This is a genomic window from Halomonas caseinilytica (assembly GCF_001662305.1).
Taxonomy (GTDB): domain Bacteria; phylum Pseudomonadota; class Gammaproteobacteria; order Pseudomonadales; family Halomonadaceae; genus Halomonas; species Halomonas caseinilytica.
Genome location: NZ_BDEP01000024.1, coordinates 65,599 through 79,749 on the forward strand (window position 1 = coordinate 65,599; position 14,151 = coordinate 79,749).

12 protein-coding genes are annotated in these 14,151 nt (G+C 66.1%); 2 read left to right on the forward strand and 10 right to left on the reverse strand.

From position 1 onward, the window contains the following. Position 1: 1 nt before the first annotated feature. From A9O65_RS15150 to A9O65_RS15190, 9 genes are all read right to left on the reverse strand, one after another. Positions 2 to 1,003 (reverse strand): TRAP transporter substrate-binding protein, encoded by a 1,002-nt coding sequence (locus A9O65_RS15150; protein WP_064702529.1) that lies wholly within the window; start codon positions 1,001 to 1,003, stop codon positions 2 to 4. Positions 1,004 to 1,109: 106 nt separating this feature from the next. Further along, on the reverse strand, positions 1,110 to 2,090 hold the full coding sequence (locus A9O65_RS15155; RefSeq protein WP_064702530.1) for a 2-hydroxyacid dehydrogenase: 981 nt from the start codon (positions 2,088 to 2,090) through the stop codon (positions 1,110 to 1,112). A gap of 20 nt (positions 2,091 to 2,110) precedes the next feature. Further along, entirely contained in the window at positions 2,111 to 3,082 is a 972-nt protein-coding gene (locus A9O65_RS15160) for a sugar kinase (protein ID WP_064702531.1), read from the reverse strand. Next, entirely contained in the window at positions 3,079 to 4,140 is a 1,062-nt protein-coding gene (locus A9O65_RS15165; protein ID WP_064700906.1) for a LacI family DNA-binding transcriptional regulator, read from the reverse strand. Before A9O65_RS15165 ends, A9O65_RS15160 begins: the two co-directional genes overlap by 4 nt. Before the next feature lie 188 nt (positions 4,141 to 4,328). After that, entirely contained in the window at positions 4,329 to 5,003 is a 675-nt protein-coding gene (locus A9O65_RS15170) for an HAD family hydrolase (protein ID WP_064700905.1), read from the reverse strand. A 342-nt stretch (positions 5,004 to 5,345) separates the two neighbouring features. Further along, a complete protein-coding gene (locus tag A9O65_RS15175; RefSeq protein ID WP_064700904.1) occupies positions 5,346 to 5,654 on the reverse strand; it encodes a hypothetical protein in 309 nt (102 codons plus the stop codon). 52 nt (positions 5,655 to 5,706) lie between these two features. Next, positions 5,707 to 6,771 carry a class II fructose-bisphosphate aldolase gene (gene fba, locus A9O65_RS15180; protein WP_064700903.1) on the reverse strand — a complete coding sequence of 355 codons (1,065 nt, stop codon included), beginning with the start codon at positions 6,769 to 6,771 and terminating at the stop codon, positions 5,707 to 5,709. Between the two features lie 85 nt (positions 6,772 to 6,856). Beyond that, complete coding sequence (locus A9O65_RS15185; RefSeq protein WP_064700902.1) at positions 6,857 to 8,026, reverse strand: phosphoglycerate kinase; 1,170 nt, start codon at positions 8,024 to 8,026, stop codon at positions 6,857 to 6,859. 35 nt (positions 8,027 to 8,061) lie between these two features. Continuing rightward, positions 8,062 to 9,096, reverse strand: a complete 1,035-nt coding sequence (locus tag A9O65_RS15190) for a type I glyceraldehyde-3-phosphate dehydrogenase (protein WP_064700901.1) — start codon at positions 9,094 to 9,096, stop codon at positions 8,062 to 8,064. Positions 9,097 to 9,361: 265 nt separating this feature from the next. Between A9O65_RS15190 and A9O65_RS15195 the strand changes: the two genes are divergently transcribed. Next, positions 9,362 to 10,414: a class I fructose-bisphosphate aldolase gene (locus A9O65_RS15195; RefSeq protein WP_064702532.1), complete on the forward strand. Its 1,053-nt coding sequence runs from the start codon at positions 9,362 to 9,364 to the stop codon at positions 10,412 to 10,414. Positions 10,415 to 10,510: 96 nt separating this feature from the next. Here the strand turns inward: A9O65_RS15195 and tkt are convergent, their stop codons facing one another. After that, on the reverse strand, positions 10,511 to 12,529 hold the full coding sequence (tkt, locus tag A9O65_RS15200; RefSeq protein ID WP_064702533.1) for a transketolase: 2,019 nt from the start codon (positions 12,527 to 12,529) through the stop codon (positions 10,511 to 10,513). A gap of 339 nt (positions 12,530 to 12,868) precedes the next feature. Here tkt and metK point away from each other — a divergent pair, with 339 nt between their 5' ends. Continuing rightward, a complete protein-coding gene (gene metK / locus A9O65_RS15205; protein WP_064700989.1) occupies positions 12,869 to 14,089 on the forward strand; it encodes a methionine adenosyltransferase in 1,221 nt (406 codons plus the stop codon). Positions 14,090 to 14,151 lie beyond the last annotated feature (62 nt).

Here is a 14,151-nt window from a genome sequence, read left to right on the forward strand (position 1 = left end):
CTCATTCGACGTTGGCGATCTTCTGGCGCAGCTCGGTCAGTCCCATTTCCTCGACGACTTCGGTGAGCGGTTCACTGACGATCTCCTGCATGCGTTCCCGGTCCAGTTCATGCAGGGTGGCGCCTTCCTCGACGAGCAGCTCCAGAGCCTCGGCATCCTGCTCTAGCTGGACCTGACGTGCATAGCTCGCGGCCTCGCGGGCGGCTTCCATCACGGCCTGCTGCTGGCTCTCGTCGAGGCGATCCCAGGACATCTGCGACATGGTCAGCAGGCGTACCGTGATGTCGTGCTCGGAAAGGCCGATATGCGGGGCGACTTCATGGAAGCGCATGCGGTGGATCCACTCGGCCTCGTTGAGCAAGCCATCGATGGCGCCGAGCTGCAGGCCCGTGTAGATCTCCTTCCAGGCCATGACCGTGGGTTCGGTGCCCAGGGCCGACCAGGCGGCGATCAAGGGCTTGGTCGGGTTGGTGCGCAGCTTCATGCCTTGCAGGTCATCGAGGCTCTCGAGCGGACGGCTGCTGACGATCTGGCGCTTGCCGCCGCCGAAGAAGGCCAGCACCTTCACGCCGGTTTCGTCCGTGATCCGGTCGGCGATCTCGCGACCCACGTCGCCATCGAGCACGGCTTGCCAGTGCTCCTGATCGCGATACAGGAAGGGAATGGAAAAGACATTGGCGGTCGACGAGAAGTCGGTGATCAGGCCGGGATTGATGATCGACAGGTCCAGCGCGCCGGCCATCTGCTGCTCGAACATCTCGGTTTCATGACCGAGTACCGAGTTGCCCATGATCTGGACCCCGATGTCACCGTCACTCTTGTCCTCGACCAGTTCCTGAAAGCGGGTCGCGCCGAGATGGTAGGCGGTGTCTTCGGTACCGCCGTGGCCGAAGCGCAGTTCCACGGCCTGGGCGAGGCTCGTTGCGCCGAGTGCCGCGATCAGGGTGGCGCCGGTGATGAGGTGCTTGAAGACGTGTCTTGGCTGTGTGCGTGTCGTGAGCATGTCGTTACCTCTTGATTGTTATGTGTTGCCTGATGGGATACCGCCGGGCCGAAAGACGGTGGCGACGCCCTGGTGCCCGGCCGGTCAGGGCGCCGTCGTGGCGATGTCATGAGTGCGTCGGCCCAACCTCGTTGACCGGACTGGGCGGTTGCTCGCCGTTCAGGGCGGCGAGGATGTTGGCGACCGCGCGATCGGCCATGGCGGTGCGCGTTTCATGAGTCGCCGAGCCGATGTGCGGCAGCGCCACGACATTGGGCATGTGGCGCAGCGGAGACGTCTCGGGCAGAGGCTCGCGCTCGAAGACATCGAGGCCGGCGGCGTGCGGCGTGCCCGCGCGCAGCGCTTCGATCAGCGCCGCTTCATCGACCACCTTGCCGCGGGCGACGTTGACGAAGATCGCCGAGGGCTTCATCAGTGCGAATTCCCGGGCACCGATCAGGTGGTGCGTGTCGGCGTTGAGGGGCACGGTGACGCAGACGATGTCGGCCTCGGCGAGCAGGGCATCGAGTTCGCGGTGCTGGGCACCGAGTTCGGCCTCGAGTTCGGGCTTGGGCGAGGCGTTCGAATACAGCACCCGCATGCCGAAGCCCAGTGCACCACGTCGCGCGATGGCGGCTCCGATGCGGCCGAAGCCGACCATGCCGAGCGTCTTGCCGTGCACGTCGGTGCCGAACCACTCCTTGCCGATGCTCTCGTGCCACTCGCCGCGCTGGACCATCCCGGCCAGTTCGATGGCGCGGCGGGCAGCGCACATGATCAGCAGGAAACCGGTGTCGGCAGTGGTCTCGGTCAGCACGTCGGGCGTATTGCACAGCAGGATGCCGCGCCGGGTCAGCTCGTCCACCGGATAGTTGTCGTAGCCCACCGAGATGCTGGCGATGGCCTCGAGATTCGGTGCCCGGTCGAGCAGCGCCGGGGTGATCGGCAGGCTGGCGCCGACCAGGCCGTGAGCGTTGACCAGGGCATCGAGGAAGGCGGGATCCTCGGCGCTGTCGATCTTCGGCAGGTAGTCGACCCGGAAGTCGCGCTCCAGTCGTGCGAGCTGGTCCTCGTTGAGCGGGCGATATACCAGAATGCGCTTGGTCATGGGGAATTCCTCCGGGAGATCTAGCCGAGGGCGGCTTCGAGGTATGCAAGGCGGTCGCGATGGGGCAGGCCCTCCATGTCACCCGGGACCTGCACGGCCTCGGCGCCGATCAAGCAGCCTCGCTGCAGGGCCTGGCGCGGCGCGCCGCCATCGAGCAGGGCGCTGATCACACCGACCGCGAAGCCGTCGCCTGCGCCGACGGTATCGACCACCTCGGCTACCGGAATGCCGGGAACGCTGAAGGCCTGCTCTTCGCCGCCGAGGCGACCGCGATAGTAGCCGCCTTCCGGGCCGAGCTTGAGGAAGACCGCCTCGGCACCTCGGTCGAGGTAGAAGCCGGCGATGTCATGGGGCGTTTCCAGGCCCGTCAACAGTCGTCCCTCGGCGAGCCCCGGTAGCACCCAGTCGGTATGGGCGGCCAGGTCGTTGAGCGTCTCGCGCATTTCGCGCTCGCTGGACCACAGGCTGGGGCGCAGGTTGGGGTCGAAGGACAGGCTGGCGCCATGGCGACGTGCCTCGCCGAGCAGGTGCCAGGAGAGTTCGCGGCAGCTCGGCGACAGCGCCGGCGGAATGCCGGTGGCGTGCAGGTGCCGCAAGGCCGGGAAGTCGACCTCGCCGGCATCGGCGGTAGAGAGCCGACTGGCGGCGCTGCCCTGGCGGCGATATTCGACGCGGGGATCGGCACCGTCCAGGGCGCGTTCCTTGAAGACAAGCCCGGTGGCATGGTCGGCATCGGTGATCAGGTGACGGCAGTCCAGGCCCTCGTGTTCCAGGGTGGCACGCAGGTAGCGGCCGAAGCTGTCGTCGCCGACGCGACTCAGCCAGCCGACATGAAAGCCCAGGCGTGCCAAGCCGATGGCGACGTTGGTGTCGGCCCCGGCGATGCGTCGCTGAAAGCGCTCCACCTCGGCCAGGTCGCCGGTCGTCTCGGCAACGAACAGGGTCATGGCCTCGCCGAAGGAAAGAAGCTCAGGGGAAGAAGATCGTGTCATGGTCGTGTCTCGTCACAAGTGGCGTCGGGGGCCTTGTTGCCGGGGCGGCATGTCGAGGCCCGGGGTATCAGGGTCGGGATGAAGCGCTCGTGTCGGGGCTCGGGCGTGGTGCGTCCGGCCTGGCGGGCACGCAGCCGATCGACGGCGGCCTGGCCGATGGCATCGGTCGGCTGAGCGAGCGTGGTGATGCCGGGCGTGACCAGTTGGCACCAGTCGAGCTCATCGATGCCCATCAGGCCGATCTCGCCGAGCGGCACTTGACGGGCCTGGAGGGCTCGGGTCACCGCGAGCGTGACCTGGCCGTTGCCGCACAGAATGGCGGCGGGTTGCCGGGTCGAGGCAGCGAGGAAGTCGCTCAGCCCATGGTCGAGGCGGGTCGTGTCGTCGAGTTCGGCTTGCAGGATGTCGCCCTCGAGCCCTCGCGCGGCGCGATTTGACTCGAAGCGTGCCAAGCGCGCTTGGCGTGAACTGGCTCGGGCTGGCGGTTCGGTGACGAACAGTACCCGGCGGTAGCCGCGTTCGGTTAGGTGGTCGAGGGCTATGTCGATGGCCTGGTCGTTGTCGAGCCCGACCTCGTCGGCATCAATGCCTTCCAGGGAGCGGTCGAGCAGCACCAGGGGCAGGCCGCCGCCGGCCAGTTCGGCCAGGGCCTCGCCATGGCGACCGGCGGCGTTCACGATCAGTCCCTCGATCCGGTATGAGGTCAGCAACGCCAGGTTCTGGCGTTCCAGTGTCGGGTCGTTATCGGTGTTGCAGACCATCAGCGACAAGCCTTGTCGGCGACAGGCCTGTTCGACGCCATGCATCACAGCCACCGAAAAGGGGTTGCGGATATCGGCGACCAGCATGCCGACCAGGCCCGATGGGCCACCCTTGAGGCCGCGGGCCATGGGGTTGGGCTGGTAGCCGAGGCGCTCGGCGGCCTGGGCGATTCGCTGCTGCATGCTGGCAGAGAGACGCTCTCGCTCGCCACTGTAATAGCGGGATACGCTGGTCTTCGAGACGCCGGCGTCGCGGGCGACTTCGAGGATGGTGGCGGGGCGTGACGACGCGGGCATGGTGTTTCCGTATTGAATGGGAACGTTCCCATCGTAGGCAGCGCGTGCCGCTGGCGGCAAGGTTCTCGGTGCTAGACAAAGGTCGAAAGGCGGGGTAACGCGCTGATTGGAAACGAAAGCGGGTAGTGCCCGCGAGCATGGGCGGCCCGGGGCGAGCGGTCGTCACAAGACCGGCGGTTCCGCGTCGATCAGTTCGCCATGGCCTGCGCCTGGGTCAGACGCGAGATCACGGTGGGTAACTGGAACATGCTGGTGATGGAGATGGCGCCTTCGGGCGTTTCTTCGACATCCGGGAAACGGTTGAGGTGAATGACCGTCATTCCGGCGGCCAGTGCAGCCTGAACGCCAACGATGGAGTCGTCGATGGCCACGCAGTCTGCCGCGGCGAATCCCATCATGCTGGCGGCATGGAGATAGAGGCAGGGGTCGGGCTTCCAGCATTGGGCGTCATAGCCACTGAACAGGTAGTCGCCGAAAAGCTCGTCCAGTCCGGTGGCTTTCAGGGAGGTCCGAATCTTGTTCTCCGGCCCATTGGAGACCACGCCCATGGGAATCGACGCGAGTACCGCCAGCGCCTCGGTGGCGCCGTCGATCGGCTTGAGGTCGGTGGCCAGGCGACGGTTGAGGTTGGCGCGCATTTCCCGCTCGAGGGGCTCGAGGCGTTGCGCGTCCACGTTGCCATGGCGACGCTCGAGTTCAGCGACGATGTGCCGGAAGCGCGCACCGCGAAACTCGCCGATGTAATCGCTGGCCTGGAAGGGCAGGCCCACGGCGTTGAGGCTGGTCGCCATCTCGTCGGCCAGCAGGGGTTCGCTGTCGACCAGGGTGCCATCGCAATCGAAGAGCAGGCAGAGAGGACGCATTGTCACCGAGCCTCTGTGGGAATGTTGGAAAGCGAACACGCTGTCCTCGCGGGTCAAAGTGTGCTCACTGTCAATTAAAGACCATGTGACGCGCTTTGTGAACAGTGTTCTTCAACTGTTCATCATCCTTGCACCGAGTGTCGCCGATTCGCGAAACGTCACTACCCTGGCGAGATGGGGAGCCTCAGCCAATCCTCGAAGGGTCCGGAGTGCGACTCGCAGGCCGCGTAATAGACCAGACGCAGATGACGATCCTCGTCCAGCGTGAGGGTCATGTGTTCGAAATCGAGCGTGCCGATGTCCGAGGTGAATGGTGGGCGCTGGGCAGGATTCGCCGGTATCTCAGCGAGCGGTGCGTGCGCAGTTCTCGCGGTAGCGCGTGGCATTGGTGCCTACTGCCAGCTTCTTGGTGACGGTGTGGTAGTAGAAGGCGATGGCGGGACGGTCGTCTCTCAGGTAATCGCCGCAAAGACCGTAGCCCTTGTTCACCGTGCGCAGGTGGCTGATCTCTCCCTTGTCGTGGGTCTCGAGGTGCTCGGCGATACGGGTGGCGATATGGGCGTCGCGCTTGGCATCGGATACTGCCTGGCTGCCGAAGATCAGGCCGGCGATGAGCAGGATGGCGACGACGGGAATCCATAGGTTGTGCATGGTGGATCTCTGAGGAGGACCCACCGGCGCGGGGGCCGGTGGGTCGAGGGGCTCACTTCACCCGCGGGTCCAGTTCGCCGCGCTCGTAGCGCAGGAACATCTCTTCGAGGTTGATCGGCTTGATCTTCGAGGCGTTGCCGGCGGTGCCAAAGGCCTCGTAGCGGGCCTTGCAGACGTCCTTCATGGCCGCGGTGCTGGCCTTGAGGAACTTGCGCGGGTCGAACTCGGCAGGGTTCTCGGCCAGGAAGCGGCGCACCGCACCAGTGGAGGCCAGGCGCAGGTCGGTGTCGATGTTGACCTTGCGCACGCCGTGCTTGATGCCTTCGACGATCTCTTCGACGGGGACGCCGTAGGTCTCGGGGATCTCACCGCCGAACTCGTTGATCACCTCGAGCCATTCCTGGGGCACGGAGGAGGAGCCGTGCATCACCAGGTGCGTCTCCGGGATGCGGGCATGAATCTCCTTGATGCGCTGGATGGAGAGGGTGTCGCCGGTGGGCGGACGGGTGAACTTGTAGGCGCCGTGGCTGGTGCCGATGGCGATGGCCAGGGCATCCACGTGAGTGGCCTTGACGAAGTCGGCGGCCTCTTCGGGGTCGGTGAGCAGCTGGTCGTGATCGAGCTTGCCCTCGGCGCCGACGCCGTCCTCTTCACCGGCCATGCCGGTTTCCAGGCTGCCCAGGCAGCCCAGCTCGCCCTCGACGGAGACGCCGCAGGCGTGGGCCATCTCGACGGTGCGCCGGGTGACGTCGACGTTGTAGTCGTAGCTGGTCGGCGTCTTGCCGTCCTCACCCAGCGAGCCGTCCATCATCACCGAGGAGAAGCCGAGCTGGATGGAGCGCTGGCACACGGCGGGGCTGGTACCGTGGTCCTGGTGCATGGCCACCGGGATATGCGGAAACTCCTCGATGGCGGCCAGGATGAGATGGCGCAGGAAGGGGGCGCCTGCGTACTTGCGGGCACCGGCGGAGGCCTGGATGATCACCGGAGAGTCGGTCTCGTCGGCGGCTTCCATGATGGCGCGCATCTGTTCGAGGTTGTTGACGTTGAAGGCCGGAACGCCGTAGCCGTGTTCGGCGGCGTGGTCCAGCATCTGGCGCATGCTGATCAGTGCCATGTTTCGTACCTGTCTAGCGTGACGGCGGCGCCGTCCTGGGACGGCGCCGCACCGAGAGTCGATCGTTTAGAATCCGCGTAGTGTATCAGGCCTTGTCGGCCGCGGCTTCCAGGGCAGCCACGGCGGGCAGTGTCTTGCCTTCCACGTATTCAAGGAAGGCGCCGCCGCCGGTGGAGATGTAGGAAACCCGGTCGGCGATGCCGTACTTGTCGATGGCGGCCAGGGTGTCCCCGCCGCCGGCGATGGAGAAGGCCGGGCTTTCGGCGATGGCCTGGGACAGCGCCTCGGTGCCGCGACCGAACTGGTCGATCTCGAACACGCCGACCGGGCCGTTCCACAGGATGGTGCCGGCGGCCTTGAGCTGCTCGGCCAGGCGCCCGGCGGTGTCGGGGCCGATGTCGAGGATCATCTCGTCATCCTGCACTTGATCCACCGGCTTGATTTCGGCAGTGGCGCTTTCGGAGAACTCGGTGGCCACCACCACGTCGCTGGGCAGCGGGATCTCGACCTTGTTCATCAGGGCCTTGGCCTGCTCGATCAGGTCGCTTTCATGCAGTGACTTGCCGACGTTGTAGCCGGCAGCGGCGATGAAGGTGTTGGCGATGCCGCCACCGACGATCAGGCGATCGCATTTCTCGGCCAGGGCGGTCAGCACCTCAAGCTTGGTGGAGACCTTGGAGCCGCCGACGATGGCCGTCATCGGGCGGGCCGGCGTGGCCAGGGCCTTCTCGAGGGCGCTGAGCTCGTCGGCCAGCAAGGGACCGGCGCAGGCCTCGGGCGCGAAGCGTGCCACGCCATGGGTAGATGCCTGGGCGCGGTGAGCGGTGCCGAAGGCGTCCATCACGTAGACGTCGCAGAGTGCCGCGTACCGCTTGGCCAAGGCCTCGTCGTCCTTCTTCTCGCCGCTGTTGAAGCGGACGTTCTCGAGCAGCGCGACTTCGCCGTCGGCGAGCTCGACCTCAGTGTCGAGGTAGTGCTTGACCAGGCGCACGCGACGCTCGAGCAGCTCGCCGAGGTGATCCGCCACCGGGGCCAGCGAGAATTCCTCGGCGGGCTCGCCCTCGGTGGGGCGTCCCAGGTGGCTCATCAGCATCACCCGGGCACCGGCTTCCAGGGCCGCCCGAATGGTCGGCAGGCAGGCCCGCAGGCGGGCATCGCTGGTCACCTTGCCGTGCTTGACGGGTACGTTCAGGTCCTCGCGGATCAGGACACGCTTGCCGCGAAGGTCGAGGTCGGTCATCTTGCGCACGTTCATGGAAGCAGATTCCTCGTCTGGGAAGCCGAAGGGAGTCAGGCGTTGGGAGGTGGCACCGGGCCCAGCCTGGCGATCCGGCCGGCGACATCGAGCATGCGGTTGGCGAACCCCCACTCGTTGTCGAACCAGCACAGCATCTTGATCAAGCGGCCGCCGGCCACTCGGGTCTGGGTGGCGTCCACGATACCGGAGCGTGGGTCGTGGTTGAAGTCGATCGAGGCCATGGGCTCCTCGGTATAGCCGAGCAGCCCGGCCAGCCGGGTGTGGCTCGCCTCACGGAGCAGGGCGTTGACTGCTTCGGCGGTGGTGTCGGTACGTACGCACAGCGACAGGTCCATGGCCGAGACGTTGATGGTCGGCACACGCACGTGCAGGCATTCGAAGCGCTCGGCCAGGTGTGGCATCAGGCGGTTGATGCCTCGGGCCAGCCCGGTATCGACGGGCACGATGGACTGCATGGCCGAACGCGTCAGGCGAAGATCGGTCTGGTGGTAGGCGTCGATCACCGGCTGATCGTTCATCGCCGAGTGGATGGTGGTGGTCACGCCGTGTTCCAGGCCCAGCGCCGCGTCGAGCTCGGTCAGTACCGGCACCAGGCAATTGGTGGTGCAGGAGGCGGCGGAGACGATGCGGCACGTCGCCGTCAGGTCGGCATCGTTGATACCGGTGACGATGGTGGCGTCGACATCGCTCTCGGCGGGCTGGGAGAACAGCAGTCGGCCGGCGCCGGCGTTCAGGTGGCGCTCGGCAGTGGCGCGATCCTTGAAGCTGCCCGAGCACTCGAGTACCAGATCGATGTCGAGCGCGTCCCAAGGCAGTTGGTCTGGATCGGGTTCCGACAGCACCCGGATCGGGTGGCCATCGATGATCAGGCGGTCGCCATCGACCTCGACCTGGCCGGGGAAGCGGCCATGGGTGGTGTCGTAACGCGTCAGGTAGGCAATGGTATCCAGCCCCGACAGCTCATTGATGGCCACCACCTCGAGATCGGACTCACGTCGCTCGATGAGCGCGCGCAGTACGCACTGGCCGATGCGGCCGTAACCGTTGATGGCGATGCGGTGAGCCATGGAAAGCCTCGAATATGCTGGCGCCGGGAAAACTCGAGTTCGCGATTCTAGCGCAAATCCGGTCGGGCGTCCCGGAGCCGGGACTGGACGCGCTCGCCTGGCTTCGGCAGTCTGTGGCGGGCTACCCGCATTCGATGGCCGGGCCTGGGACGGGGCACTGAGGCTGCCACGAACGATGCCTGTACTCGTCGACTTCTCGTACAAGTCCTAGGCTAGATGGTGCATCCCTGTTATCCGTCGAACCACCAAGGAGAGGAAACGCACAATGACTGATATTACACGGCTGCTCGGCAATGAAGCGGACAGCCTGCTGAATCACGAGTGCCGGGGCGTGCCGGCCGAGTCGATCCACAAGCCGGGCCCGGACTTCATCGATCGCGTGATGGCGGACAGTGATCGCAGCCCTCAGGTGCTGCGCAACCTGCAGGCTATCTATAACCATGGCCGTCTGGGTGGCACCGGCTATGTCAGCATCCTGCCGGTCGACCAGGGCATCGAGCATTCGGCGGGTGCCTCGTTCGCCCCCAACCCGCTCTACTTCGACCCCGCCAACATCGTCGAGCTGGCGATCGAAGGGGGCTGCAACTGCGTGGCTTCGACACTCGGCGGCCTGGCCTCGGTGGCGCGGCGTTATGCCCACAAGATTCCGATGATGGTGAAGCTCAATCACAACGAGACGCTGACCTATCCGGCGGTCTACGACCAGACGCTGTTCGGTCAGGTCGAGCAGGCGCACGCCATGGGCTGCGCAGCGGTGGGCGCGACCATCTACTTCGGCTCGCCCGAGAGTCGCCGCCAGATTACCGAGATCAGTGAGGCCTTCGAACGGGCTCATCAGCTGGGCATGGTCACGGTGCTGTGGGCATACCTGCGCAACCCCGAGTTCAAGAAGGATGGCAGCGACTATCATGTCGCTTCCGACCTTACCGGCCAGGCCATCCATATGGCGGCGACCATCAAGGCTGACATCGTCAAGCAGAAGCTGGCGGAGAACAACGGTGGCTATCGGGCCGTCGGCTTCGGCCATACTCACGACAAGGTCTACGACGAGCTGACCTCCGACCATCCCATCGACCTGGCGCGCTACCAGGTGGCCAGTTGTTACATGGGGCGTATCGGCCTGATCAACTCGGGTGGCGGCTCCAAGGGCCATTCCGATCTCGGCGAGGCGGTGCGTACCGCGGTGATCAACAAGCGTGCTGGCGGTATGGGCCTGATTTCTGGCCGCAAGGCCTTCCAGAAGCCCATGGCCGAGGGCGTCGAGCTGCTCAACGCCATCCAGGATGTGTATCTCGACGACAGCATTACCATCGCCTGAGAAAAGATCCGATCTTCTGAGGCGTAAGTCTCGGTGACGCAAAGGGCGCGGCCAGTTGGCCGCGCCCTTTCATTTTCTCTGAGCGGCCAGGTGTACTCAGTCCTCGGCGTCGTCGAGCATTTGCTCGGCCTCGTCAACGACGTTGTCGACGGTGAAGCCGAAGTGCTTGAACAGGTCACCGGCCGGGGCGGATTCGCCGAAGGTGGTCATGCCGATGATCCGACCCTCGAGACCGACGTACTTGTACCAGAGGTCCGGGTGGCCGGCCTCGATGACGAGGCGGTTACCGACCTCGGCCGGCAGCACGGCCTGGCGGTAGGCGGCGTCCTGGGTGTCGAAGACATCGGTGGACGGCATGGAGACCACACGCACCCGGCGGCCCTTGTCGCCGAGGGCGGTGGCGGCGTCCATGGCCAGACCGACCTCGGAGCCGGTGGCGATCAGGATCAGCTCCGGCGTGCCGTCGCCGTCCTTGAGGATGTAGCCGCCGCGCTGAATGTCGGCGAGCTGCTGCTTGTCGCGGGCCTGATGGGGCAGGTTCTGGCGCGACAGCACCAGGGCGGTGGGGCCGGACTGGCGCTTGAGGGCGGCGTTCCAGGCGGCGGCGGTCTCCACGGCATCGCAGGGGCGCCAGGTGGAGAGGTTGGGCGTTGAGCGCAGGGTGGTCAGCTGTTCCACCGGCTGGTGGGTGGGGCCGTCCTCGCCCAGGCCGATGGAGTCGTGGGTGAACACGTAGATACTGCGCAGCCCCATCAGCGCGGCCATGCGCACGGCGTTGCGCATGTACTCCATGAAGATCAGGAAGGTCGCGGTGTAGGGCACGAAGCCACCGTGCAGGGCGATGCCGTTGGCGATGGCGGCCATGCCGAACTCGCGCACGCCATAGTGCAGGTAGTTGCCGTCGGGGGAGCCCTCACGCGAACCCTCGGGGCCGATCACTTTGGCACCGTTCCAGACGGTCAGGTTGGAGGGCGCCAGGTCGGCGCTGCCGCCGAGCAGCTCGGGCAATTGCGGGCCGAGCTCGTTGAGGCAGGCCAGCGAGGCCTTGCGCGAGGCGGTGGTCTCGGCCTTGTCCTGGGCCTGTTCGATCAGCGCTTCGCTGGTCAACTCGGCGGGCAGCTCGCCCTTCTGGCGGCGCAGGAACTCGCGGGCCAGCTCGGGATGGGCCTCGGCGTAGCGCTCGAAGCGGGCCTGCCAGTCGGCCTGGCGGCGATGGCCGGCCTCGGTGGCGTCCCAGCCCTGGTAGAGCGCCTCCGGCACATGGAAGGGCGCGTGCGGCCAGTCGAGCTGCTCGCGGGCGGCGGCGACCTCGTCCTCGCCCAGCGCCGCGCCGTGGCAGGCCTCGGTGCCCTGCTTGTTGGGGGCGCCGAAGCCGATCACCGTCTTGCAGATGATCAGGCTGGGCTTGTCGCTGTGCTGGCGGGCCAGCTCGATGGCGGCCTTGATTTCATCGGGCTTGTGACCATCGACATTGGGCACCACGTGCCAACCGTAGGCCTCGAAGCGCTTGGCGGTGTCGTCGGTGAACCAGCCTTCGACCTCGCCGTCGATGGAGATGCCGTTGTCGTCGTAGAAGGCGATCAGCTTGCCGAGCTGCTGGGTGCCGGCCAGGGAGGCGACCTCATGGGAGATGCCTTCCATCAGGCAGCCGTCGCCGACGAAGCAGTAGGTGTGATGGTCGACGATGGTGTGGCCGGGGCGGTTGAACTGGGCAGCCAGGGTGCGCTCGGCGATGGCCATGCCGACAGCATTGGCCAGGCCCTGGCCCAGCGGGCCGGTGGTGGTCTCGATGCCCGGGGCGTAGCCGTACTCGGGATGGCCGGCGGTCTTGGCGTGGAGCTGGCGGAAGTTCTGCAGCTGCTCGAGGCCGAGTTCGTAGCCGGAGAGATGCAGGAGGGAATAGAGGAGCATGGAGCCGTGGCCGTTGGAGAGCACGAAGCGGTCACGGTCGGGCCATTGGGGATCGGCGGGGTTGTGGACGAGGTAGTCGTTCCACAGGACCTCGGCGATGTCGGCCATGCCCATGGGGGCGCCGGGGTGACCGGAGTTGGCCTTCTGGACGGCATCCATGGAGAGGGCGCGAATGGCGTTGGCCAGTTCGAAACGGGATGGCATTGGGGTTGCTCCTCGCCTGCGGCGGTAGTCTGCGAACACCGTCCGGCCGGGGAGGGGCCGGGCGTGTATCTGGCTGGGTGCGCCGCAAGACGCGGGCGGCGCGGCCGAATTCGGTCGCTTATTGTCGCCGAGATGCGACCTGCCTTCAAATGCAGGGCGGCACTGTGCCGTCAGCTGGCTCGGTGTCGCTAGGAAGGCGGGCGGTGAGCGTGTAGAATTCGCAGCCAATCGGTCTGCCCGGGCCATGGCGCGAGCGTCGCCGCCCGCGGCCTGCGTCACCGTCTGTCCCGGCGGCGTGCCCTGCCGCCGTTATCCCACCAGCAGAGGGTCGAGGACGCCATGAGCGAATACTCCCTTTTCACCTCCGAGTCCGTGTCCGAAGGGCATCCGGACAAGATCGCCGACCAGATTTCCGATGCGGTGCTCGATGCCATCATTGCCCGCGACAAGAATGCGCGGGTGGCATGCGAGACCATGGTCAAGACCGGTGTGGCGATCGTTGCCGGCGAAATCACGACCTCCGCCTGGGTCGATCTGGAAGACCTGGTGCGTCGGGTCATTCTGGATATCGGCTATACCTCCTCGGATGTGGGCTTCGACGGTGAGACCTGCGGGGTGCTCAACCTGATCGGCAAGCAGAGCGTGGATATCGCCCAAGGGGTCGACCGGGCCAAGCCCGAGGACCAGGGGGCCGGCGACCAGGGCTTGATGTTCGGTTACGCCACCAACGAGACCGACTCCTACATGCCGGCGCCGATCCACTACGCGCATCGCCTGGTGGAGCGCCAGTCGGAGCTGCGCCGTCAGGGCCTGCTGCCCTGGCTGCGGCCCGACGCCAAGAGCCAGCTGACCTTCCGTTACGATGAGCACGGCAAGCCCTGCGCCGTCGATGCCGTGGTGCTGTCCACCCAGCATGACCCGGACATCGACCAGGAACAGCTGCGCAAGATGGTACGCCGCGAGATCATCGAGCAGGTGATCCCCGACGAGTGGCTGACCGAGACCACCCGGTACCACATCAACCCGACCGGCAAGTTCGTCATCGGCGGCCCGGTGGGCGACTGTGGCCTGACCGGGCGCAAGATCATCGTCGACACTTACGGCGGCATGGCGCGCCACGGCGGCGGTGCCTTCTCCGGCAAGGATCCCTCCAAGGTCGATCGCAGCGCTGCCTATGCCGGCCGCTACGTGGCCAAGAACCTGGTGGCCGCCGGGTTGGCCGAGCGTTGCGAAATCCAGGTGTCCTACGCCATCGGCGTGGCCGAGCCGACCTCGGTGTCGGTCAATACCTTCGGCACCGGCCGCATCAGCGACGAACGCATCGTCGAGCTGGTGCGCGAGCATTTCGATCTGCGCCCCAACGCCATCACCCGCATGCTCGATCTGCAGCACCCGATGTATCAGCTGACGGCGGCGTATGGCCATTTCGGCCGCGAGCCGTTCGAGCACAGCTACACCTGGACCGATACCCAGGGCGAAGAGCATGTCGAGACCTTCACGGCCTTCCCCTGGGAGAAGACCGACCGGGCCGATGCCCTGCGGGCCGCCGCCGGTCTTTGAGCCGACACGAGGCGTACACCGAGCGCCATTCCCCATGGCGCTTGTCGTTGATTTCGCACAAC

What these genes read in the sequence shown, in the direction of transcription:
- A9O65_RS15150 (WP_064702529.1), bottom strand. Translation starts at nt 1,003, where the DNA reads ATGCTCACGACACGCACACAGCCAAGACACGTCTTCAAGCACCTCATC.
- A9O65_RS15155 (WP_064702530.1), bottom strand. Translation starts at nt 2,090, where the DNA reads ATGACCAAGCGCATTCTGGTATATCGCCCGCTCAACGAGGACCAGCTC.
- A9O65_RS15160 (WP_064702531.1), bottom strand. Translation starts at nt 3,082, where the DNA reads ATGACACGATCTTCTTCCCCTGAGCTTCTTTCCTTCGGCGAGGCCATG.
- A9O65_RS15165 (WP_064700906.1), bottom strand. Translation starts at nt 4,140, where the DNA reads ATGCCCGCGTCGTCACGCCCCGCCACCATCCTCGAAGTCGCCCGCGAC.
- A9O65_RS15170 (WP_064700905.1), bottom strand. Translation starts at nt 5,003, where the DNA reads ATGCGTCCTCTCTGCCTGCTCTTCGATTGCGATGGCACCCTGGTCGAC.
- A9O65_RS15175 (WP_064700904.1), bottom strand. Translation starts at nt 5,654, where the DNA reads ATGCACAACCTATGGATTCCCGTCGTCGCCATCCTGCTCATCGCCGGC.
- fba (WP_064700903.1), bottom strand. Translation starts at nt 6,771, where the DNA reads ATGGCACTGATCAGCATGCGCCAGATGCTGGACCACGCCGCCGAACAC.
- A9O65_RS15185 (WP_064700902.1), bottom strand. Translation starts at nt 8,026, where the DNA reads ATGAACGTGCGCAAGATGACCGACCTCGACCTTCGCGGCAAGCGTGTC.
- A9O65_RS15190 (WP_064700901.1), bottom strand. Translation starts at nt 9,096, where the DNA reads ATGGCTCACCGCATCGCCATCAACGGTTACGGCCGCATCGGCCAGTGC.
- A9O65_RS15195 (WP_064702532.1), top strand. Translation starts at nt 9,362, where the DNA reads ATGACTGATATTACACGGCTGCTCGGCAATGAAGCGGACAGCCTGCTG.
- tkt (WP_064702533.1), bottom strand. Translation starts at nt 12,529, where the DNA reads ATGCCATCCCGTTTCGAACTGGCCAACGCCATTCGCGCCCTCTCCATG.
- metK (WP_064700989.1), top strand. Translation starts at nt 12,869, where the DNA reads ATGAGCGAATACTCCCTTTTCACCTCCGAGTCCGTGTCCGAAGGGCAT.